The organism is Rhodococcus sp. OAS809 (assembly GCF_040546695.1).
Classification (GTDB): domain Bacteria; phylum Actinomycetota; class Actinomycetes; order Mycobacteriales; family Mycobacteriaceae; genus Rhodococcus_F; species Rhodococcus_F qingshengii.
In genome coordinates, this window is sequence record NZ_JBEPOI010000002.1 from 1,826,046 (window position 1) to 1,845,222 (window position 19,177).

The following is a 19,177-nucleotide window of genomic DNA, read 5'->3' on the forward strand; positions in this document are numbered from 1 at the left end:
ACCGACCCTTGATTCGGTCGGCATCTCGACTATCCCACCAATACTTCAGTATGTGAAACAGAGTTCCCACATTGTAAGAAGACTCTGGTCGGTTGTCAGTCCAGGTCGTCGTGACGCATGAGCTGACGAGCAGCCTCGGTGATCGATCCGGTCAGCGACGGGTACACCGAGAACGTCTGCGCCAGGTCGTTGACCGTCAGGTTGTTCTGTACGGCGATCGCGATCGGCAGGATCAGTTCCGAAGCAGTGGGTGCGACCACAACACCGCCGATGACCACGCCGGTAGCCGGGCGGCAGAAAATCTTCACGAATCCGCGACGCAAACCGGACATCTTGGCGCGCGGGTTGGTGTTGAGCGGCAACATGACGGTGCGCGCAGGCACCTCTCCGTTGTCGATCGCTGCCTGCGAAACACCCACCGTTGCAATTTCGGGGCGTGTGAAGACGGCCGACGCGACGGTCTTCAACTTGATCGGGCTGACGCCTTCACCCAGTGCGTGGTACATCGCGATACGTCCCTGCATCGCAGCCACCGACGCGAGCGGGAGCAGTCCGGTGCAGTCACCGGCAGCGTAGATACCGGAAACCGTGGTGCGCGAGACCCGGTCGACACGCAGGTATCCACCCTTGTCCAACTCGATGCCGACCCGCTCCAGGCCGAGACCGTTGGTGTTGGGGACGGAACCGACGGTCATCAAAGCGTGGCTTCCTTCGACCGTGCGGCCGTCGGAGAGCTTGACGACGATGCCCTTCTCGGTGCGCTCGACGGCGTCCGCGCGGGCGTGCTTGACGAGGGTGACACCGCGCTCGGCGAGGGCGTCCTCGAGCACGAGCGCCGCATCGGCATCCTCGCCGGGCAGAACACGGTCGCGACTGGACACGAGCGTGACCTTGACGCCCATCTCGGTGTACGCGGAGACGAACTCGGCACCGGTGACACCGGAACCGACCACGACCAGGTGCTCGGGAAGCTCGTCCAAGTCGTAGAGCTGGCGCCACGTCATGATTCGCTCACCGTCGGGCTCGGCTCCCGGGATGATGCGGGGGCTGGCGCCGGTGGCGATCAACACGACGTCTGCGTCGATGGTCTTCTGCTCGCCGCTTCCGAGCGTCGCGCGAACCTGGTGTGCTGCCATGCCGAGGAGTGGATCGGTCAGTTCGGCGGTGCCGGAGAGAACCTCGACGCCTACCGTCTGCAACCGTGCGCGAATGTCCGAGGACTGGGACAACGCGAGACTCTTGACTCGGGAGTGGATCTTCGGCAGTGACACCGAAGCCTGCTCCGGATCCAGAGTGATGCCGAGGTCGGATGCACGACGCATGTCGGTGCGGATCCCGGTGGACGCGATGAACGTCTTCGACGGGACACAGTCGAACAGCACACACGCACCGCCGACGCCGTCCGAATCGACCAGGGTGACCGTGGCCCCGTGCTGCGCGGCTACCAGTGCCGCCTCGTAGCCGGCGGGTCCGCCACCGATGATCACGATCCGGGTCATGTGTCCTCCAAGTCCTCGCGTGGCCGGCAGGGGTCTCCCGTCGACCAGTGTCACGCTATTCGAGCACCACGTGTCGCGCAGTGCTTGTACCAGATTACTTGCGTCCGGTGGTCCGCTTCGCCACACCCTCGGACCACGGTTTAGGCTTGCGCCCGTGTCGATTTATGCCGCCTACGGTTCCAACATGCATCCCGAGCAGATGTTGTTGCGCTGCCCACACTCCCCCATGTCCGGGACAGGGTGGCTGCGAGGCTGGCGCCTGACCTTCAGCGGCGAGGACCTCGGCTGGGAGGGTGCTCTCGCCACCGTGGTCGAAGATCCCGATTCCAGTGTTTTCGTGGTGCTCTACGACGTCCCGGAAGAGGACGAAGTGAGTCTGGACCGCTGGGAAGGTGCCGAACTGGGTCTGCACCGCAAGATCCGCGTGCGGGTCGACACCGCCGGCGACGCGGTACTTGCGTGGCTCTACGTCATGGATGCGTACGAAGGCGGACTGCCGTCGGCCCGCTACATCGGCGTGATGGCCGACGCCGCCGAGATTGCCGGAGCGCCGGCCGAGTACGTACGAGAGTTGCGGACGAGAAACAGCCGCAATGTCGGTCCGGGTAACGGTGTTACCGATTAGATAGCTGTCCTGCTCAAAGCAGCAGGAAATACGCGAGCACTGCCAGTGCTGCGAGCACCACCACAACCGTCACGCCGATGAGCACACGCTTGGAACCGCGCGACTCCGATTCGCCTGCGACAACTGCAGTTTCCGGCTCGGCGGTCGCCACCCCGGCAGCGGTTTCTGCCGCCACCTTCTCGCGTCCCAGGGTGTCGAACACCTCGGTCACGTCGTGTGAAGGCGGCAATCCGATCGGCACGATAGTGTGCGACGTCGAGGTGAATCCGGCAGCCAGAATTGCGGCTCCCAGCGCAGCCGACTGCTCAGGTCCGGGACCGAGTTCACATCTGACACCGAGCTTTTCGGCAATCCCGGCCGCTATGGACATCATGGCCGCTTTGTCTGTCGCCGGTTCGCCGTCACCGGTGACGACTACGGCGTCCAGGTTCTCCGGCATCCAACCGAACGCACCCAGAGCCGTCGCGAGGCGTGAACTCGGCGAACTCCCGTCGCCGGCAAAGCCGAATGCACGGCCGGCCGCGACACCAGAACGCACGAGGGTGACCGCTGCCCCGGTGTCGTCCACGTGATAGATGCCGATGAGCGTGCCGGCGAGTGCCGCGATTTCCGACTCGAACCACGCCGACACGGCCTCGGCATCCGAGACGAGTGTGACTCGTTCGAGGCCCGCGTAGACCAGCGAATCCTGCATGAGGGCCGCTGTCGACGAGTCCCAGCGTGACGGGTAGGTCGCGACGATGTCGGGCGCTCCCCCGCTTCGACCACCACGATCGGGCAGCGGCTCGCATTCCTGCAACAGACAGCGAATCGAGGTCGCCACCAAATCCTCGGCGCGGTAACGAGTATCGGCAGTTCCCGCGACGCCACTCGGGTCCCCGACGCGACCGACAAAGCCCGACCAGCTCTCGGCGAACTCACGGCCCGCACCCAGTTGCTCGGTCCCACCGAGCACCGTCGTGCCGTCCTTGCGTTGATTGAGGATCGTGTCCCTGACCAATACCACCGGATCGGCCGAACCCGGATCGTTCGACGCAACGACAGCCGTCGACACCAATGTGCCGATTCGCACTCCCACACCTATGGACATGCCCGTACCTTCACTCGAACGACACGAAAAACGGTACCCCCGACGGGAACCGGAACTATCCCAGAACCAGGCTCGTCAGAACCTTCACACCGACGCCGAGTGCTCGCTCGTCGAGATCGAAAGTGGGTTGGTGGATGTCGAGCTGATCGCCCTCACCCGACCACACGCCGAGCCGCGCCATGGCACCCGGCACGGTTTCGAGGTACCACGAAAAGTCTTCGCCACCACCGGATTGCGGGGTGTCCGCCAAAGCATCTTGTCCGACGGTCGCGATGGCGTCCTCGAACATCCGAGTGGACACCTCGTCGTTGACGACCGGAGGCACTCCGCGACGATAGTTGAGTTGGTAGCGAACTCCGGTGGGTGCGAGCAGTCCGTGGACGATTTCTTCCACGAGCGGTTCGAGCAACTCCCAGGTGTCGTGATCGCCGGTACGTACCGTGCCCGTCATCATGCCGGTCTGCGGAATCGCGTTGGGCGCCTGACCTGCGCTGACCGCGCCCCACACCATGACGGTTCCGGTACGCGGATCGATACGACGGCTGAGCATTCCCGGCAGCCCGGTCACGACGGTGCCGAGCGCGTAGATCAGATCCGTGGTCAAATGCGGCCGCGACGTGTGCCCACCCGGAGAGTCGAGGACGACCTCGATCGTGTCGGCAGCAGAGGTGATCGCACCCAGGCGCATTCCCACCTGGCCTGCCTCGAGTCGCGGATCGCAGTGCAGAGCAAAGATTCTGGACACACCGTCGAGCGCGCCCGCGGCGATGACGTCGAGTGCTCCGCCAGGCATGACTTCCTCGGCGGGCTGGAATATCAGCCGAACCCCGACGGGAAGTTCGGGCAGCGTGGCCAGAGCCAGTCCGGCGCCGAGCAAGATGGTGGTGTGGGCGTCGTGCCCGCATGCATGGGACACACCGGGGACCGTGGACGAGTACGTCGCCCCGGTCGCTTCCTGCATCGGCAAAGCGTCCATGTCGGCGCGCAGTGCGATTCGTGGACCCTCCGGTCCGATATCGCACGTGAGACCGGTGCCACCGGGAAGGATCTTCGGCGACAATCCAGCGGCAGTGAGGCGGGTGGCGACGAATTCGGTGGTCGCGTATTCGCGGCGAGCCAACTCCGGGTTGGCATGGATGTGTCGACGCCACGCGACGAGGTCGTCGGTGTGCGCGTGAATCCACGTGTCGATTGCCGCGTTCACCGGCGATCTACCCCTTCCAACAGACGGGCGCGTTGTTCTGGATCGGACGCTACCCGGACAGCAGTGCGGGCCAACGCAATTGCACCGTCGACTACCGCTCGATCTGCGGAGGTGGTGATACACGCAGCCGCGAACTCCGGCTGATGTGTCACTGCCCCCGATGAATCCAAGCCTATGACCGGGTGAATTCCCGGAATCACATTGGTCACATTACCCATATCCGTACTACCCAGTGGACGGGAGCGCTCCCATTCCGCTGCCAGTGGCACCCGCCCGAGATCGACGATCTGTTCACGGTACGCCGCCGCCAGCCACGGATCGGGGGTCAACTCGGTGTAAGTAGGCGATACCGTGCGGATTTCGTGGGTGCACCCGGTGCCGAGTGCACCCGAGGCGAAGCACGCGTCGGCACGCTCGGACAGATTGGCCAACGACGCGGCCGTTTCGGCACGCAGGTAGTAGAGCAATTCGGACCGAGCCGGAACGATGTTGGGAGCCGTGCCGCCGTCACTGACGATTCCGTGAATCTGCTGACCTGGCTGCAGGTGCTGACGCAACAGTCCGACCGCCACCTGAGCGAGCGTCGCTGCGTCGGCGGCGTTACGCCCGAATTCCGGCGCAGCAGACGCATGCGCCTCGCGACCGTGATAGCTCACGGCGATGTCCGCCAAGGCCAGCGAGGTCGCACCGATGATGTCGATCGGCCCTGGATGAACCATCATGGCGGCGCCGACGCCGTCGAAGGCACCACGCTCGAGCATCAGGACCTTGCCGCCACCGGTTTCCTCAGCCGGAGTACCGATCACTCGGATGGTGATCCCCAGTTCGTCGGCCACGGTAGCCAACGCGATGCCGGCCCCGACCGCGGCGGCGGCAATGATGTTGTGCCCACAGGCATGACCGATCTCGGGCAGCGCGTCGTACTCGGCGCAGATCGCGATGACCAACTCTCCGCTGCCGTAGGTGGCATCGAAAGCCGTCGGCAGATCGACGATCCCGCGAGTGACCGCGAAACCGTGCTGCGCCAGCAGGTCCGACACTTTGGCAGCGCTGCGGAACTCCTCGAAGGCGAGTTCCGGGTCGCTGTGAATCGAATGCGACAGCGCAATCAGATCGGCCTCTACGGACCTGACTGCGCTGTCGACATTCTGGTTCACGCGATCATTGTCTCACCCGAAGGAGAAGTTGCTCTTGTCAGTCACCTGAGCGAGGTCTGCAAGAGCATCGCGGTGGATGCCTGCCTTGATTCCCGCCAAGTTCTTGCCGTGAGTCGACGTCAGTGCCGACGCCTTGGCCACAGCAGCGGCGAGTACTCCGTCGCCGTCGACCGTTTCCTGCACGATGCCGGCAGCAAGTGCGTCGGCGCCGCCGAATCGACGCCCCGTCGTCATCGCGTCGACCGCCGTCTGCTTGGGCAGACGACTGTTCAGCAGTGCTGACATGCCGACAGTGAACGGCATGTTCAGTCCGACCTCGGGGAGGCAGTAGAAGCCGCGGTCCGCGCGCATGATCTGGAAATCGTGCGAGGACGCGAGCATGGCGCCGGCGCCGAACGCGTGCCCCTGCACGGCCGCGACCGTGGCCATCGGGAAGGTCAGCAAACGGCTGTAGATGGTGTGGACCTTGTCCAGGTAGCCGGGGAGACCGTCGAGATTGCCGAAGATCCACGTCGTGTCCAGGCCGTTCGTGTAGAACTTGCCCGTCGCCGTCGTCACCAGGGCTGCGGGCCCCTCGCGCGCTTCGACCTCGTCCAACTTGCTGTGAACAGCGTCGATCCACTCAGGGCCGAAGCGGTTCTCGTTGTCCGTTTCGCCCTCGTTGCCGAGGTACAGGATGAATACGTCGCCGTCGCGTTCGAGATAAGGCATGGATGGGAGAGTAACGCCCGCCAACTCACCCGGCGAACCGACCCGACTCCTCAGTAGGGTTGCTCACATGGGAACGATCGCCGAGGCCGCCGCCGCTGCTCTGTCCGCCATGACTGGCTCTTCGTCACCGTCAGTCGCCATCGTGCTCGGGTCGGGGTGGACCGATGCCGCAGACGTGTTCGGCGACGCCGGTGCGGACGTGACAGCCGAAGTCTCGATGGCGGATCTTCCTGGCTTCGCCCCACCGTCCGCTCTCGGCCATGCGGGCACCATTCGTTCGGTGCGCGTCGGAAACACCGAAGTCCTGCTGCTGCTCGGGCGCGCGCACGCATACGAGGGCCACGATCTCGGTACCGTCGTCCACCCGGTCCGGACAGCCATTGCTGCCGGTGCCGAAACGGTCATCCTCACCAATGCGGCCGGCGGTATTGCTGAAAACTACACAGTCGGTCAACCGGTGCTGATCAGTGACCACCTGAACCTGACGGCCCGCTCTCCCCTCGTCGGCGCAGAGTTCGTCGACCTGGTCGACGCCTACTCGCCGGAACTGCGTGCGCTGGCTCGCTCGATCGACCCGGACCTTGCCGAGGGTGTTTACGCCGGGCTTCCCGGTCCGCACTACGAGACTCCAGCCGAGATTCGAATGCTTCGTACACTCGGCGCCGATCTGGTCGGCATGTCGACAGTTCACGAGACCATCGCGGCTCGCGCGCTCGGCGCTCGCGTTCTCGGCATCTCCATGGTCACCAATCTGGCCGCCGGAATCACGGGCGCCCCGCTCGACCATCAGGAAGTGCTGGCGGCAGGCAAAGCCTCGGCGGCCCGGATGGGAGTGCTGCTGCGTCAACTGGTCGAGCAGCTGTGACACCACTGAACGTCACCGAGTGGATCGACGCCGATCCGGACCCAGTTACCCGCGCAGAATTAGCAGCCCTTTCGGAACATGAACTGACCGAACGCTTTTCCGCACCACTGACGTTCGGCACTGCTGGGCTTCGCGGGCCGGTGCGCGGCGGACCCAACGGAATGAACCTCGCGGTCGTCATCCGGACCACGGCCGGTCTGGCGGCCTGGCTGACAGCTCGCTGCCAGGGCGGGTCCCGCGTTGTGGTCGGCCGCGACGCCCGGCTCGGTTCAGAGGCATTTGCTCTGGCCGCCGCCGAGGTCATGGCAGCCGCCGGGTTCGAAGTGACCCTGCTCCCCCGCCCACTGCCGACACCGCTGGTGGCGTTCGCGGTGCGCAGGCTCGGGGCAGCGGCAGGTATCCAGATCACCGCCTCCCACAATCCTGCCGCCGACAACGGTTACAAGGTGTATCTCTCGGGCGGAGCGCAACTCGTCTCCCCCGCCGATCGTGAAATCGAGAGCGAGATCGCTCGCATCGGTAGTGCCGCCGACGTCGCGCGAGCATCGGTGATTCCGGCCGACAACTCTCTGGTCGAGGAGTACATCGCCCGCATCGCGACCCTCCCGCACGGCGACGCACGCTCGATCCGGATTGCGCTTACGGCAATGCACGGCGTCGGCGGCGAGACTGCGGCCGCGACTCTGCGAGCAGCAGGATTCGAGGACCTGCACGTCGTGGCGGAGCAGTTCGATCCCGACCCCACGTTTCCGACCGTCGAGTTCCCCAATCCCGAAGAGCCCGGCGCCGCAGACCGCCTGCTCGCCCTTGCCCGAAGTGTCGACGCGGATCTGGCGATCGCACTCGACCCGGATGCCGACCGCTGCGCCGTCGGAGTTCGCGACGGTGATCAGTGGCGCATGTTGCGCGGCGACGAAACCGGGGTGCTCCTGGCCGACCACGTACTGAGCACGGCGCCCGAAGATTCGTTGGTGGCGACGACGATCGTCTCCTCGACCCTGCTCTCGAAGTTGGCGAGAGCCCGCGGAGCCAGGTTTGCGCAGACACTCACCGGTTTCAAGTGGCTCACGCGTGCCGGCGACGGACTCGTCTACGCCTACGAGGAAGCGATCGGGCACTGCGTCGATCCGGATGTGGTGCGGGACAAGGACGGAATCTCAGCTGCCGTTCTGGTGGCTGACTTGGCTGCCACCCTCGCGGGCAGCAACAGAACCCTGTTGGACGTTCTAGGCGACTATGCCGTCGAATTCGGACTGCATTGCGGGGACCAAGTATCCCGCCGCGTCGAGGACTCGAGTGACATCGCGGAAATGATGAAACGGCTACGCGCCGATCCGCCAAGCCAACTCGCGGGCGAGCCGGTCACGACCGAGGACTTGTCCCTGGTTCGCGGTGGTATGCGCACCGACGCAGTGATATTCGACGGACCGTCGATCCGCCTGGTGGTGCGCCCGTCCGGAACCGAGCCCAAGCTCAAGTGCTATCTCGAAGTTGTCGTCCCGGTGGCGAACCGCGCCGACCTCGCGAACGCAGTAGAGCAGGCGAAGGCCCGGCTGGCCGAACTCCGAACCTTCGCCTTTTCGCTCTAGCGGGGTCCGAACTGCCGATCGCCGGCGTCACCGAGACCGGGGACGATGAAAGCGTTCTCGTCGAGTCCGTCGTCGATGCTCGCGATGACCAGACGAACCGGGTGGCCGGACGCTGCCAGCGCGTCGACGCCGGCCGGAGCGGCCACGACGCACACTGCCGTGACATCCGTCGCGCCACGCGCAACCAGCAAGTCGATGGTGTGCACCATCGAACCACCGGTGGCGAGCATCGGATCGAGCACGAACACCGGGATCCCGGACAGATCCGCCGGCAGGGATTCGAGGTACGGAACCGGCTGATGAGTCTCTTCGTCACGTGCCATTCCGACAAAGCCGACGCCGGCCGACGGAATCAGCGCACTCGCCTGTTCGACCATGCCCAGACCGGCCCGCAGCACGGGTACCAACAACGGCGGCTTCGCGAGCCGGATGCCCGTCGTCGCTGCCACCGGGGTGTCGACCGGGAACTCCTCGACCTCCGCGTCACGCATGGCCTCGTAGACCAGCATGTGCGTGAGCCTGCGAAGTGCGGAACGAAAAGTTGCGTTCTCACTGCGTGCATCACGCATTGTCGTCAAGAGGGCCGCCGCGAGCGGATGGTCGACTACGTGCGTTTGCATGACCATCAGAATAGTTCCTCGGGAACCGGAGCACCCCGCGCGGCGTCCAAGAAGGAGTAAGCGCAACGGGGGGAAGACAAAGTTGACAAGTCTGGATCTGGACACTGAAAGCATCGCGGAGTTCGCCACGCGGTTGGGCACTGTTGCCGACAACGTCGCGCAAGCTCGACAGGACGCGGCGGGTGGCGATCACTTGGCTCTGTCCACTGTGCTGGGGCTGATCGGCGGCGACTTCGTCGATGTCGCGAGCCGAGCACAGCAAGCGCACATCGACGACATCGATCGACTGTCCGCTGTGATCTCCAGCGTCCAGTCAGCCACCCGCGACGCTCACGCCGTCTATCTCGACTCCGAGGAATCGGTACGAAGGACTCTCGCTGAAGCCGCACGCTCATGATCGACGTCGACGCACTCGCACGACCGATCATCGACCTGGTCGACACTGTCGGGACTGGTGTCCCCAGCGCAAGTGGACCCGACGTCGGCATCCGAATCGCCACGGACGCCCTCGAGATCGCCTACCAACTGGGAAGCGCGGCACTGAGCGAACTGGCGTCCTCTCAGAGTTCGTCGACTGCCCTCACTGCTGCGGTGACCAAAACCGAGCAGACGCAGACGTCGACGCGAAACCTCGCCGATCGTGGGACCGACATCGCCGGCGTCGTGGACGAAGCGACAACGTCCGTGTACGCGGGAATGACCGAACTCGGTGAGATTCTCCAGTCCTTTCTGACACTCGCGATCAAGGCCGGGCCGACGCTGATGACACCGATGGGCCAATTGATGTTGTTGTCGGCCGCGTTGGAGCACCTCGGACGCGCGGTATCGGTTATCGAGCGGGTACGCGGTGAGTTGGCCGGGTCGACCGACAAGATGTCCGCACTCGTCCCGTCCGTCCCGATACCCGATCCCGCACCTGGGGTCTCCGAGTCGGCGGGTGGTTCCGGTTCCGCAAGTGGTTCCGGTTCCGCAAGTGGTTCCGGTTCCGCAAGTGGTTCCGGTTCCGTCGGTGGCGTTGAGGTCGAACTTCCCGACGGCTCGATTGCCACCGCACCGAACGCCGAGGCCGCTGCTGCCGTACGCAACGCGCTCACTCAACAGGGTGTCCCGTACGCCTGGGGAGGCACGACACCCGGAGTCGGTCTGGACTGCAGTGGTCTGACGCAATGGGCGTACGGCCAGGCCGGAGTCGATATTCCGAGGTTGGCTCAGGAACAGGGAATCGGGAACCAGGTCGATCAGAACAATCTGATGCCGGGCGACCTCGCGGTCTGGGACGGACACGTCGCCATGGTGATCGGCAACGGTCAGATGGTCGAAGCCGGCGATCCTGTCGAGATCAGCGCCATCCGAACCACGAACAGCGGCATGGACTTTCACGGCTTCTACCGTCCGACGGAATGACAGGGAATCATGCCCGAGAACAAGCGCGAATCACCGCCGATCATCACAGCCGTAGCCGTCAACCGCGCCGGAACCATCGCGGTCCGCGCCACGGAGCACGCCGTGCCCGTGGACCTGCGGATCAGCCAGGACGAACTGCGGTACGGCGGGCAGCGGTTGGCGCAACAGATACTCACGCTGTGTTCGAAAGCAGCAATCGAAGCCGGCGCCCGCCATCGTGTGGAGCTCGAGGAGACCGGAGTCCCGGCAGCGATCCTCGATCGGCTCGGTCTACCGACCCGAGACGAACTGGCCGATGTCGACGCCGCCGAGGGCCAGAACCTTCCGTCGAGCTGGATGCGTTCGATATGAGCGAGATTGATCGAATCATGGAGCTGGCGAAACACCGGACGGGACTCTTGCAGGACGCCGTCGACGGGGTCGGCGCTCTTCGGGTAGTCGTCTCGAGCGAGGGTGGGATAGTCACGGCGACTGTCGACGGGCTGGGCGCTCTGGTCGACCTACGGATCACCGACGCAGTCACCGCGATGAATTCTCAGACGGTGGCCGCATTGACGGTGGCCACGATTCACCAGGCAGTTCAACAGTCCAACGACGAACGCGAGCGACTGGTCAGTGAGCTCCGAGTAGCCCTGAAACAAACGTGACGAACCCCCGCTATGCCTTTCGCGCTGCGGTGGATAGGCTTCCGCCCATGGCTGGAGACATCGTCCCTATCGAAATCGGACTCACCGACGGAGACCTCGTCACTTTGTGGGCACCTCGCTGGCGCGAGGGCGACGACGAGTGGGAAGCGTTTCTCGGCCATGAGGAAGACCTCTACGGGTTCTCCTCCGTCGCGGAACTCGCGGCCTTCATCCGAACGGACTCCGACAACGACCTGGTCGAGCATCCGGCGTGGGCCGTCGTCTCCGGACTGTCGGCAGCCGAGTTGGAACCGGAAGAGAACTTCACGTTCGACTTCGTCGGCGTGCCGGAACTGGCCGCAGGTGACCCTGAGGCACTGGTGGTCTCGGAACTCGAAGACACCCTGAACATGGCTCGCAACATCGGTGAGGTGTGCGAACTCGACGCGGTCATCCGCTTCTTCAGCGGCCATCCGGTACTCGGCGCGCTTGCCACCGGCGCCGGCACCTTCGAAGGCCGCGAAGGCCTGGAGCTGTGGGACCAGGTCGGCGCTGCGATCGTCAAGGACTGGGACGCCGTTCTCGACGCCATCGACAAGGTGGTCACCTCCCCGAAGGTCGATGCAGCTGCTGTGGCGGTCGCCGAAGCTGAACTGCTCGCTGCCGCCGAGAACACCGTCGACGCCGACGATGTCGCCGAGGAGGGCGAGGACGAGGAATTCGACGAAGACGACCTCGAAGAGGACGAAGACGAAGTCGAGACCTTCTGGGGTGAGGTCGGTGTCGACCCGATCCGCATCATCACCTCGGCCGAGACGTTCTACACTCTGCGCTGCTACATGGGAGATCAGGCGATCTTCCTCGGCAAGGACGGACTGATCACCGTCTTCCGTAGCGAGCGCGCACTCGCTCGCTACCTCGCCGACAACCACGAACACGATCTCTCGCAGGTCAGTACGTACGGCGAAATTCAGAATGCGGCCGTCGACGGTTCACTCGAAATCGAGGTCACGGACGAGAACGTCTACGTTCTGCCCGGCATCGCCGACGACCTCGCCCAGGGCCCGGACGTCGTAGATGCCGAGCAGCTGGAACTCGCAGTCGAATTGTTCACCGATGCAGCAGATTTCGCCGACGACGACTCCACCGAGGAGGCTCTGTCCGCGTCGAACGAGCTGGGTTGGTACGTCTCGTACCTCCTCAACCCCGATCCGTCGCGGATGGCTCCGAGTGCGCCGTTCACCAAGGAATCCGAGGCCTGGCGCGAACTCGAGCGCGAGTTCGAGGCCCGGCTTCGATCTGAGTAGTCGGGCGCACGTCATCTAGCCGATGAGCACGGCGTAGCCCGGCTTGATGACGTCGTCGATCAACGCGAGGCGCTCGTCGAACGGGATGAAGGCCGACTTCATCGCATTGATGGTGAAGCGTTCGAGATCGGTCCATCCGTAACCGAAGGTCTCGACCAACGCGGCCATTTCCCGGCTCATGGTGGTGTCGCTCATCAGCCTGTTGTCGGTGTTGACGGTCACTCGGAAGCGCAAGTCCGCCAAGAGTCCGAACGGATGGTCCGCCAGGGCGGCTACGGCTCCGGTCTGCACGTTCGAACTCGGGCACAGTTCCAGGGGAATGCGCATGTCACGGACGTAGTTCGCGAGCCGACCCAACTCTGCCCCACCTTGCACTCCTACGTCGATGTCGTCCACGATCCGCACGCCGTGGCCCAACCGATCCGCTCCGCAGAAGGCGATGGCTTCGTGGATCGACGGCAACCCGAAAGCCTCACCCGCGTGAATCGTGAAGTGGGCGTTCGCGTCACGCATGTACTCGAAAGCGTCGAGGTGCCGGCTCGGTGGGTTACCGGCCTCGGCACCGGCGATGTCGAAACCGACAACCCCGCGGTCCCGGAATCGCACAGCGAGTTCGGCGATCTCCCGCGACCGGGCGGCATGCCTCATCGCCGTGAGAAGACAGCCGATGCGGATCTCCCGTCCCGCGACCCTGGCAGCGGATTCGCCGGCCCGGAAACCTTCGAGAACGTGCTCGACGACCTCGTCCAAACTCAGGCCTTGTTCCAGGTGCTGCTCGGGCGCAAAACGGACCTCGGCATAGACGACGTTGTCGTCGGCCAGATCCTCGGCACACTCACGTGCCACCCGTGCAAGCCCTTCGGGGGTCTGCATCACGGCGACTGTGTGCGCGAACGTTTCGAGGTAGAGCTCGAGCGATCCACTGTCAGCGGCAGTTCGGAACCATTGCGCCAGTTCGGATGCCGTATTCGCCGGCAGCTCGTCGTAGCCACATTGCTCGGCCAGTTCGAGAACGGTCTCGGGTCGGAGTCCTCCGTCGAGATGATCGTGGAGAAGAACTTTGGGTGCGCTGCGGATCGTGGTCAACTCCGGTGCGTTCATTCGCCAACGCTAACGCGAATCACCCACAATTCGCTCGATGAGCAACGGTCGCGAAACGGTGTCGGAATCGGTCCCGATCGACCATCCACCGCCGAGGCTTCGTCGCGCTGCATCAAATCTCTCGGGAGTGTCGGTGTGCAATGTCATCAGCGTCTGCCCGGCACGGACCACGTCGCCAGGCTTTGCATGCATCTCGATGCCGGCACCGGCCTGAACGGCTTCGCCCTGCCGTTCGCGTCCGGCTCCCAGTTTCCAGGCCGCGATGCCCACCGCCATGGCGTCGAGTCGGGTCAGTACGCCGTCTCGGTCCGCGGTGACGACGTCGCTGTGCCGGGCCACCGGCAGCGTCGCGTGTGGGTCCCCACCTTGGGCGGCGATCATCGCGCGCCACCGGTCCATGGCTGTGCCGTCGGCCAGTTTGTCGGCGGGGTCGATACCGTCGATCCCGGCCGCTGACAGCATCTCCCGCGCCAGGACCAGGGTCAGCTCGACGACGTCCGACGGCCCGCCGCCTGCCAGCACCTCGACGGATTCACGTACCTCGAGGGCGTTGCCCGCCGTCAATCCGAGCGGGGTGTCCATCCCGGTGATGAGAGCGCTTGTACGCACGCCGGCGTCGTTGCCAAGCTCGACCATCGTGCGTGCCAACTCTCGCGCGTCGCCGAGGTCCTTCATGAACGCTCCGGAACCGACCTTGACGTCGAGCACCAGGGCGCCGGTTCCCTCGGCAATCTTCTTGCTCATGATCGAACTTGCGATCAGCGGAATGGATTCCACCGTTCCGGTCACGTCGCGCAGCGCGTAGAGCTTCTTGTCCGCGGGGGCCAGATTCGCTCCGGCAGCGCAGATCACCGCGCCGATTTTCGGATCCGAGAGAATGTCGACCATCTCCGTCGCCGTGAGCTCGGCTCGCCAACCTGGAATGGCCTCGAGCTTGTCGAGAGTTCCACCGGTGTGGCCGAGTCCGCGGCCCGACAACTGCGGGACTGCAAGACCACAGGCAGCGACGAGGGGTGCGAGCGGAAGGGTGATCTTGTCCCCCACTCCACCGGTCGAATGCTTGTCGACGGTGGGCAGCGGCAAGTCCGAAAAGTCCATCCTCCCGCCGGATTCGATCATCGCCTCGGTCCATCGACCGGTCTCTGCTCGCGACATTCCGCGGAAGTAGATCGCCATCGCGAGCGCCGACATCTGCTCGTCGCCGACGATCCCCTGTGTGAACGCCTGAACTATCCAGTCGATCTCGGTTCCCGACAGCTCGCGGCCGTCACGCTTGGCGCCGATGATGGAAACTGCGTCAAACATGGCGGAGCCCCTCTGCTTGTTCCGGCCCGAAAGCATCAGGCAACAGCTCGCTCAGCGGCTTGAACCCACTGCTCGTGTCGACAAGCATCTCACCCCCGCCGTGCTCGAGGAGAAGCTGTCTGCACCGGCCGCACGGCATCAGAATCGAGCCCTTCGCGTCGCAGCACGTGAAGGCAAGCAGCCGGCCACCCCCGGTGGCGGCCAAGTTACCGACGAGTCCACATTCGGCACACAGGCTCAAACCGTATGAGACATTTTCCACATTGCATCCTGAGACGATCCGACCATCGTCTACCAGGGCCGCTGCACCCACCGCGTACCCCGAGTACGGCGCATAGGCGTGCCGCATGACCACTTGCGCGTTGTGCCGCAACAACTTCCAGTCGATGTCACCCATGGTTCGTTATCCAATCACGCCGACTGAATGGATGCAGAAACCACGCCGAAACCGTCTCGGCGAGATTGGAAAGGCAAACCTTACAAAGAGTTTGGTACGCGTACGAATCCCGCATCTGATTAGTTCCCGGTTTCACATAGGTTTAGAGTCTGAGTCAAGTCGGTTCAGGATCCCGTCGAGCCCGGGCTGAGGTACATCGAAGCTCTCTGCAGGCTCGACGCGTCCACCAATGACGTTGGAGGCACAGCACTCGATGAGTACTACGACTGAAGCCGCTCCTCAGAAGGAGCGCACGAGGTCGCTTTACCGGGGCGACCCCGGAATGTGGTCCTGGGTTCTACACCGGATCACAGGCGTCGCTACTTTCTTCTTCCTATTCGTACACGTTCTCGATACGGCACTCGTTCGGGTCAATCCCGATACGTACGACGCCGTCATCGACACGTACAAGAACCCCCTCGTCGGCCTCATGGAGATCGGCCTCGTCGGCGTAGTCCTCTACCACGCCCTCAACGGCGTGCGCGTGATGTTGGTGGACTTCTGGTCGAAGGGCCCGAAGTACCAGCGCGTCATGCTCTGGACCATTCTGACGATCTGGTTCCTGGTGATGATCCCAGGCGCCGGACGCATCCTCATCAACATGTTTGCGGAGCACTGACATGGCGACTACTCACGGACCCGAAGCCAAGAGCCTGGGCACCTCATACGACCGTCCCGCAAGCCTGGACAACCCGCGGTCCCCGCGCGCGAAGGCTCGGAACAACTTCGAGTTGTACGCATGGCTCTTCATGCGCTTCTCCGGCGTCGCCCTGATCGTTCTGGTCCTGGGCCACATGTTCATCATGCTGATGCTCGACGGTGGCGTTCACCGTTTGAACTTCGCGTTCGTCGCAGGTCGCTGGTCCAGCCCATTCTGGCAGTTCTGGGATCTGACGATGTTGTGGCTGGCACAGCTGCACGGCGGTAACGGTCTGCGCACGGTCATCGCGGACTACTCCCGCAAGGACTCCACGCGCTTCTGGCTGACCACGATCCTCGTTCTCTCGATGATCCTGATCATGGGCCTGGGCACGTACGTCATCTTCACCTTCGACCCCAATATCTCGGCGAGCTAGGGGAGCACAGACTTCATGCAGGAACATCGTTATGACGTGGTCATCGTCGGCGCCGGTGGCGCAGGCATGCGTGCGGCAATCGAAGCTGGCCCCCGTGCCCGCACGGCCGTACTGACCAAGCTCTACCCCACCCGCAGCCACACCGGCGCGGCCCAGGGCGGCATGTGTGCCGCACTGGCGAACGTGGAGGAAGACAACTGGGAGTGGCACACCTTCGACACCGTCAAGGGCGGCGACTACCTCGCCGACCAGGACGCCGTCGAGATCATGGCCAAGGAGGCCATCGATGCGGTGCTCGACCTCGAGAAGATGGGTCTGCCGTTCAACCGCACGCCCGAAGGCAAGATCGACCAGCGTCGATTCGGTGGCCACACACGCGACCACGGCAAGGCACCCGTCCGCCGTGCGTGTTACGCCGCCGACCGCACCGGTCACATGATCCTGCAGACGCTCTACCAGAACTGCGTCAAGCACGACGTCGAGTTCTTCAACGAGTTCTACGCGCTCGACATCGCCATCACCGAGACCGAGGACGGCCCGGTTGCCACCGGTGTCATCTGCTACGAGCTCTCGACCGGCGAGCTGCACATCTTCCACGCCAAGTCGATCGTCTTCGCGACCGGCGGCTCGGGACGCATGTACAAGACGACGTCCAACGCGCACACCCTCACCGGTGACGGCATGGGCATCATCTTCCGCAAGGGCCTGCCCCTCGAGGACATGGAGTTCCACCAGTTCCACCCGACAGGACTCGCCGGTCTCGGCATCCTGATCTCGGAAGCCGTCCGCGGTGAAGGTGGCATTCTCCGTAATGCCGACGGTGAACGCTTCATGGAGCGTTACGCACCCACCATCAAGGACCTCGCTCCGCGTGACATCGTGGCTCGTTCGATGGTCCTCGAGGTTCTCGAAGGCCGCGGCGCCGGCCCGAACAAGGACTACGTCTACATCGACGTGACGCACATCCCCGAGGAAGTTCTCGACGAGAAGCTCCCCGACATCATGGAGTTCTCGCGCACCTACCTCGGCGTGGACCCCGTCAAGGAGCCCGTGCCCGTCTACCCGACGTGCCACTACGTCATGGGCGGTATCCCCACCAAGATCAACGGTGAGGTGCTGCGCAACAACGACGAGATCGTCAAGGGTCTGTACGCGGCCGGCGAATGCGCCTGTGTCTCCGTACACGGTGCAAACCGTCTCGGTACCAACTCGCTCCTCGACATCAACGTGTTCGGCCGTCGCGCCGGCATCGCTGCCGCCGAGTACGCGAACTCCACCGAGTTCGTCGACATGCCGGAAACCCCGGCCGCGATGGTCGAAGACTGGGTCGGCGTCATCCTGTCCGATCACGGCCACGAGCGCGTTGCGGACATCCGCACCGAGCTGCAGCAGTCGATGGACAACAACGCCTCCGTCTTCCGCACCGAAGAGCGCCTCACCCAGGCTCTCAAGGATGTGCGTGCTCTCAAGGAGCGCTACAACCACATCACGGTCCAGGACAAGGGCAAGCGCTACAACAGCGACCTGCTCGAGGCCATCGAGCTGGGCTTCCTCCTCGAAATGGCAGAGGTCACCGTCGTCGGCGCCCTCAACCGCAAGGAATCGCGCGGCGGCCACGCTCGCGAGGACTTCCCGGATCGCAACGACGCCGAGTACATGAAGCACACGATGGCGTACAAGGAGGGTGACGGCCTGCTCTCCGACATCCGTCTGGACTACAAGCCGGTGATCCAGACCCGCTACGAGCCGATGGAGCGTAAGTACTGATGTCTGCGCCTGCTGTAGATGCACCCAAACTCCCCGCTGTTCCCGAGGGGGCCGTCATGGTCACTCTCAAGATCGCGCGGATGAATCCCGAATCGGGCGAGGGCCAGCACTGGGACAGTTTCCAGGTCCCGGCACTGCCCACCGACCGTCTGCTCAACCTGCTGCTGTACGTAAAGGGTTACCTCGACGGCACCCTCACGTTCCGTCGCAGCTGCGCACATGGAGTCTGTGGATCGGACGCGATGCGGATCAACGGTGTGAACCGTCTGGCCTGCAAGCTGCTGATGAAGGACATGCTGCCCAAGGACGGCAAGCCGGTCACCATCACGGTCGAGCCCATCAAGGGCCTGCCCGTCGAGAAGGACCTGGTTGTCGACATGGAGCCCTTCTTCGACGCATTCCGCGCCGTGAAGCCGTTCCTCATCACCAGTGGCAACGAGCCCACTCGTGAGCGCATCCAGAGCCAGCACGACCGTGCTCGTTTCGACGACACCACCAAGTGCATCCTCTGCGCATGCTGCACCACGTCGTGCCCCGTGTACTGGAGCGACGGCAGCTACTTCGGTCCCGCTGCCATCGTGAACGCACACCGGTTCATCTTCGACAGCCGTGACGAGGCCGCTTCCGAGCGTCTCGACATCCTGAACGACAAGGACGGCGTGTGGCGTTGCCGCACCACGTTCAACTGCACCGACGCATGCCCCCGCGGCATCCAGGTGACAAAGGCAATTCAGGAAGTCAAGCGAGCTCTGCTCTTCGCTCGATAGTCAGGCCTTCGGCCCTGTGCGCGGTTAG

Annotated in this window: 21 protein-coding genes; 12 read left to right on the top strand and 9 right to left on the bottom strand. The window is 64.0% G+C overall.

The window, feature by feature from the left end; translation table 11 throughout:
- Positions 1-95: 95 nt before the first annotated feature.
- Positions 96-1,499 carry an NAD(P)H-quinone dehydrogenase gene (locus ABIE52_RS11430; protein ID WP_003940987.1) on the bottom strand — a complete coding sequence of 468 codons (1,404 nt, stop codon included), beginning with the start codon at positions 1,497-1,499 and terminating at the stop codon, positions 96-98.
- A 154-nt stretch (positions 1,500-1,653) separates the two neighbouring features.
- Between ABIE52_RS11430 and ABIE52_RS11435 the strand changes: the two genes are divergently transcribed.
- Complete coding sequence (locus ABIE52_RS11435; RefSeq protein ID WP_003940753.1) at positions 1,654-2,124, top strand: gamma-glutamylcyclotransferase family protein; 471 nt, start codon at positions 1,654-1,656, stop codon at positions 2,122-2,124.
- A gap of 13 nt (positions 2,125-2,137) precedes the next feature.
- Here the strand turns inward: ABIE52_RS11435 and ABIE52_RS11440 are convergent, their stop codons facing one another.
- From ABIE52_RS11440 to ABIE52_RS11455, 4 genes are read right to left on the bottom strand one after another with little or no spacing between them, the layout of a single operon-like run.
- Positions 2,138-3,214 (bottom strand): hypothetical protein, encoded by a 1,077-nt coding sequence (locus ABIE52_RS11440; protein ID WP_030535059.1) that lies wholly within the window; start codon positions 3,212-3,214, stop codon positions 2,138-2,140.
- Positions 3,215-3,269: 55 nt separating this feature from the next.
- A complete protein-coding gene (locus ABIE52_RS11445) occupies positions 3,270-4,418 on the bottom strand; it encodes a M20 family metallopeptidase (protein ID WP_003940741.1) in 1,149 nt (382 codons plus the stop codon).
- Positions 4,415-5,575, bottom strand: coding sequence for a M20 family metallopeptidase (locus tag ABIE52_RS11450; protein WP_083057788.1), 1,161 nt, complete (start codon positions 5,573-5,575; stop codon positions 4,415-4,417). The genes ABIE52_RS11445 and ABIE52_RS11450 overlap by 4 nt, the downstream gene beginning before the upstream one ends.
- 12 nt (positions 5,576-5,587) lie before the next feature.
- Positions 5,588-6,286: an enoyl-CoA hydratase-related protein gene (locus ABIE52_RS11455; RefSeq protein ID WP_192712553.1), complete on the bottom strand. Its 699-nt coding sequence runs from the start codon at positions 6,284-6,286 to the stop codon at positions 5,588-5,590.
- A gap of 67 nt (positions 6,287-6,353) precedes the next feature.
- Between ABIE52_RS11455 and ABIE52_RS11460 the strand changes: the two genes are divergently transcribed.
- Positions 6,354-7,151 carry a purine-nucleoside phosphorylase gene (locus ABIE52_RS11460; protein WP_192712554.1) on the top strand — a complete coding sequence of 266 codons (798 nt, stop codon included), beginning with the start codon at positions 6,354-6,356 and terminating at the stop codon, positions 7,149-7,151.
- Complete coding sequence (locus ABIE52_RS11465; RefSeq protein WP_192712555.1) at positions 7,148-8,740, top strand: phospho-sugar mutase; 1,593 nt, start codon at positions 7,148-7,150, stop codon at positions 8,738-8,740. The genes ABIE52_RS11460 and ABIE52_RS11465 overlap by 4 nt, the downstream gene beginning before the upstream one ends.
- Here ABIE52_RS11465 and upp read toward each other — a convergent pair.
- Complete coding sequence (gene upp, locus ABIE52_RS11470) at positions 8,737-9,360, bottom strand: uracil phosphoribosyltransferase (protein ID WP_007727319.1); 624 nt, start codon at positions 9,358-9,360, stop codon at positions 8,737-8,739. The two genes, ABIE52_RS11465 and upp, sit on opposite strands and share 4 nt — an antisense overlap.
- A gap of 82 nt (positions 9,361-9,442) precedes the next feature.
- Here upp and ABIE52_RS11475 point away from each other — a divergent pair, with 82 nt between their 5' ends.
- From ABIE52_RS11475 to ABIE52_RS11495, 5 genes are read left to right on the top strand one after another with little or no spacing between them, the layout of a single operon-like run.
- Positions 9,443-9,757, top strand: coding sequence for a type VII secretion target (locus ABIE52_RS11475; RefSeq protein WP_192712556.1), 315 nt, complete (start codon positions 9,443-9,445; stop codon positions 9,755-9,757).
- A complete protein-coding gene (locus ABIE52_RS11480) occupies positions 9,754-10,764 on the top strand; it encodes a C40 family peptidase (RefSeq protein ID WP_192712557.1) in 1,011 nt (336 codons plus the stop codon). Before ABIE52_RS11475 ends, ABIE52_RS11480 begins: the two co-directional genes overlap by 4 nt.
- A gap of 9 nt (positions 10,765-10,773) precedes the next feature.
- Positions 10,774-11,115, top strand: a complete 342-nt coding sequence (locus ABIE52_RS11485) for a hypothetical protein (protein ID WP_054188157.1) — start codon at positions 10,774-10,776, stop codon at positions 11,113-11,115.
- Entirely contained in the window at positions 11,112-11,411 is a 300-nt protein-coding gene (locus ABIE52_RS11490) for a YbaB/EbfC family nucleoid-associated protein (protein WP_192712558.1), read from the top strand. The genes ABIE52_RS11485 and ABIE52_RS11490 overlap by 4 nt, the downstream gene beginning before the upstream one ends.
- Before the next feature lie 47 nt (positions 11,412-11,458).
- On the top strand, positions 11,459-12,697 hold the full coding sequence (locus ABIE52_RS11495) for a SatS C-terminal domain-containing protein (protein ID WP_003940713.1): 1,239 nt from the start codon (positions 11,459-11,461) through the stop codon (positions 12,695-12,697).
- A 15-nt stretch (positions 12,698-12,712) separates the two neighbouring features.
- Here the strand turns inward: ABIE52_RS11495 and ABIE52_RS11500 are convergent, their stop codons facing one another.
- The 3 genes from ABIE52_RS11500 to ABIE52_RS11510 are packed head-to-tail and all read right to left on the bottom strand — an operon-like array spanning position 12,713 to position 15,500.
- Positions 12,713-13,798 carry an adenosine deaminase gene (locus ABIE52_RS11500; RefSeq protein ID WP_050654872.1) on the bottom strand — a complete coding sequence of 362 codons (1,086 nt, stop codon included), beginning with the start codon at positions 13,796-13,798 and terminating at the stop codon, positions 12,713-12,715.
- A 9-nt stretch (positions 13,799-13,807) separates the two neighbouring features.
- Positions 13,808-15,103 carry a thymidine phosphorylase gene (locus ABIE52_RS11505; RefSeq protein WP_042923519.1) on the bottom strand — a complete coding sequence of 432 codons (1,296 nt, stop codon included), beginning with the start codon at positions 15,101-15,103 and terminating at the stop codon, positions 13,808-13,810.
- Positions 15,096-15,500: a cytidine deaminase gene (locus ABIE52_RS11510; RefSeq protein WP_042923516.1), complete on the bottom strand. Its 405-nt coding sequence runs from the start codon at positions 15,498-15,500 to the stop codon at positions 15,096-15,098. Before ABIE52_RS11510 ends, ABIE52_RS11505 begins: the two co-directional genes overlap by 8 nt.
- Before the next feature lie 253 nt (positions 15,501-15,753).
- On the opposite strand from ABIE52_RS11510, the gene sdhC reads away from it, so the two are divergent.
- The 4 genes from sdhC to ABIE52_RS11530 are packed head-to-tail and all read left to right on the top strand — an operon-like array spanning position 15,754 to position 19,149.
- Positions 15,754-16,158, top strand: a complete 405-nt coding sequence (gene sdhC / locus ABIE52_RS11515; RefSeq protein WP_020969155.1) for a succinate dehydrogenase, cytochrome b556 subunit — start codon at positions 15,754-15,756, stop codon at positions 16,156-16,158.
- 1 nt (position 16,159) lies between these two features.
- The gene (locus tag ABIE52_RS11520; protein ID WP_003940699.1) at positions 16,160-16,615 is read left to right on the top strand and encodes a succinate dehydrogenase hydrophobic membrane anchor subunit; all 456 of its coding nucleotides are present in this window, start codon (positions 16,160-16,162) and stop codon (positions 16,613-16,615) included.
- A 15-nt stretch (positions 16,616-16,630) separates the two neighbouring features.
- Positions 16,631-18,382, top strand: coding sequence for a succinate dehydrogenase flavoprotein subunit (sdhA, locus tag ABIE52_RS11525; RefSeq protein ID WP_003941011.1), 1,752 nt, complete (start codon positions 16,631-16,633; stop codon positions 18,380-18,382).
- A complete protein-coding gene (locus tag ABIE52_RS11530) occupies positions 18,382-19,149 on the top strand; it encodes a succinate dehydrogenase iron-sulfur subunit (RefSeq protein WP_003940925.1) in 768 nt (255 codons plus the stop codon). The genes sdhA and ABIE52_RS11530 overlap by 1 nt, the downstream gene beginning before the upstream one ends.
- Positions 19,150-19,177 lie beyond the last annotated feature (28 nt).

Bases quoted from the DNA above. Each gene is read 5' to 3' on its own strand.
- ABIE52_RS11430 (WP_003940987.1), bottom strand. From the start codon at position 1,499: ATGACCCGGATCGTGATCATCGGTGGCGGACCCGCCGGCTACGAGGCG.
- ABIE52_RS11440 (WP_030535059.1), bottom strand. From the start codon at position 3,214: ATGTCCATAGGTGTGGGAGTGCGAATCGGCACATTGGTGTCGACGGCT.
- ABIE52_RS11455 (WP_192712553.1), bottom strand. From the start codon at position 6,286: ATGCCTTATCTCGAACGCGACGGCGACGTATTCATCCTGTACCTCGGC.
- ABIE52_RS11460 (WP_192712554.1), top strand. From the start codon at position 6,354: ATGGGAACGATCGCCGAGGCCGCCGCCGCTGCTCTGTCCGCCATGACT.
- upp (WP_007727319.1), bottom strand. From the start codon at position 9,360: ATGCAAACGCACGTAGTCGACCATCCGCTCGCGGCGGCCCTCTTGACG.
- ABIE52_RS11480 (WP_192712557.1), top strand. From the start codon at position 9,754: ATGATCGACGTCGACGCACTCGCACGACCGATCATCGACCTGGTCGAC.
- ABIE52_RS11485 (WP_054188157.1), top strand. From the start codon at position 10,774: ATGCCCGAGAACAAGCGCGAATCACCGCCGATCATCACAGCCGTAGCC.
- ABIE52_RS11490 (WP_192712558.1), top strand. From the start codon at position 11,112: ATGAGCGAGATTGATCGAATCATGGAGCTGGCGAAACACCGGACGGGA.
- ABIE52_RS11495 (WP_003940713.1), top strand. From the start codon at position 11,459: ATGGCTGGAGACATCGTCCCTATCGAAATCGGACTCACCGACGGAGAC.
- ABIE52_RS11500 (WP_050654872.1), bottom strand. From the start codon at position 13,798: ATGAACGCACCGGAGTTGACCACGATCCGCAGCGCACCCAAAGTTCTT.
- ABIE52_RS11505 (WP_042923519.1), bottom strand. From the start codon at position 15,103: ATGTTTGACGCAGTTTCCATCATCGGCGCCAAGCGTGACGGCCGCGAG.
- ABIE52_RS11510 (WP_042923516.1), bottom strand. From the start codon at position 15,500: ATGGGTGACATCGACTGGAAGTTGTTGCGGCACAACGCGCAAGTGGTC.
- sdhC (WP_020969155.1), top strand. From the start codon at position 15,754: ATGAGTACTACGACTGAAGCCGCTCCTCAGAAGGAGCGCACGAGGTCG.
- ABIE52_RS11520 (WP_003940699.1), top strand. From the start codon at position 16,160: ATGGCGACTACTCACGGACCCGAAGCCAAGAGCCTGGGCACCTCATAC.
- sdhA (WP_003941011.1), top strand. From the start codon at position 16,631: ATGCAGGAACATCGTTATGACGTGGTCATCGTCGGCGCCGGTGGCGCA.
- ABIE52_RS11530 (WP_003940925.1), top strand. From the start codon at position 18,382: ATGTCTGCGCCTGCTGTAGATGCACCCAAACTCCCCGCTGTTCCCGAG.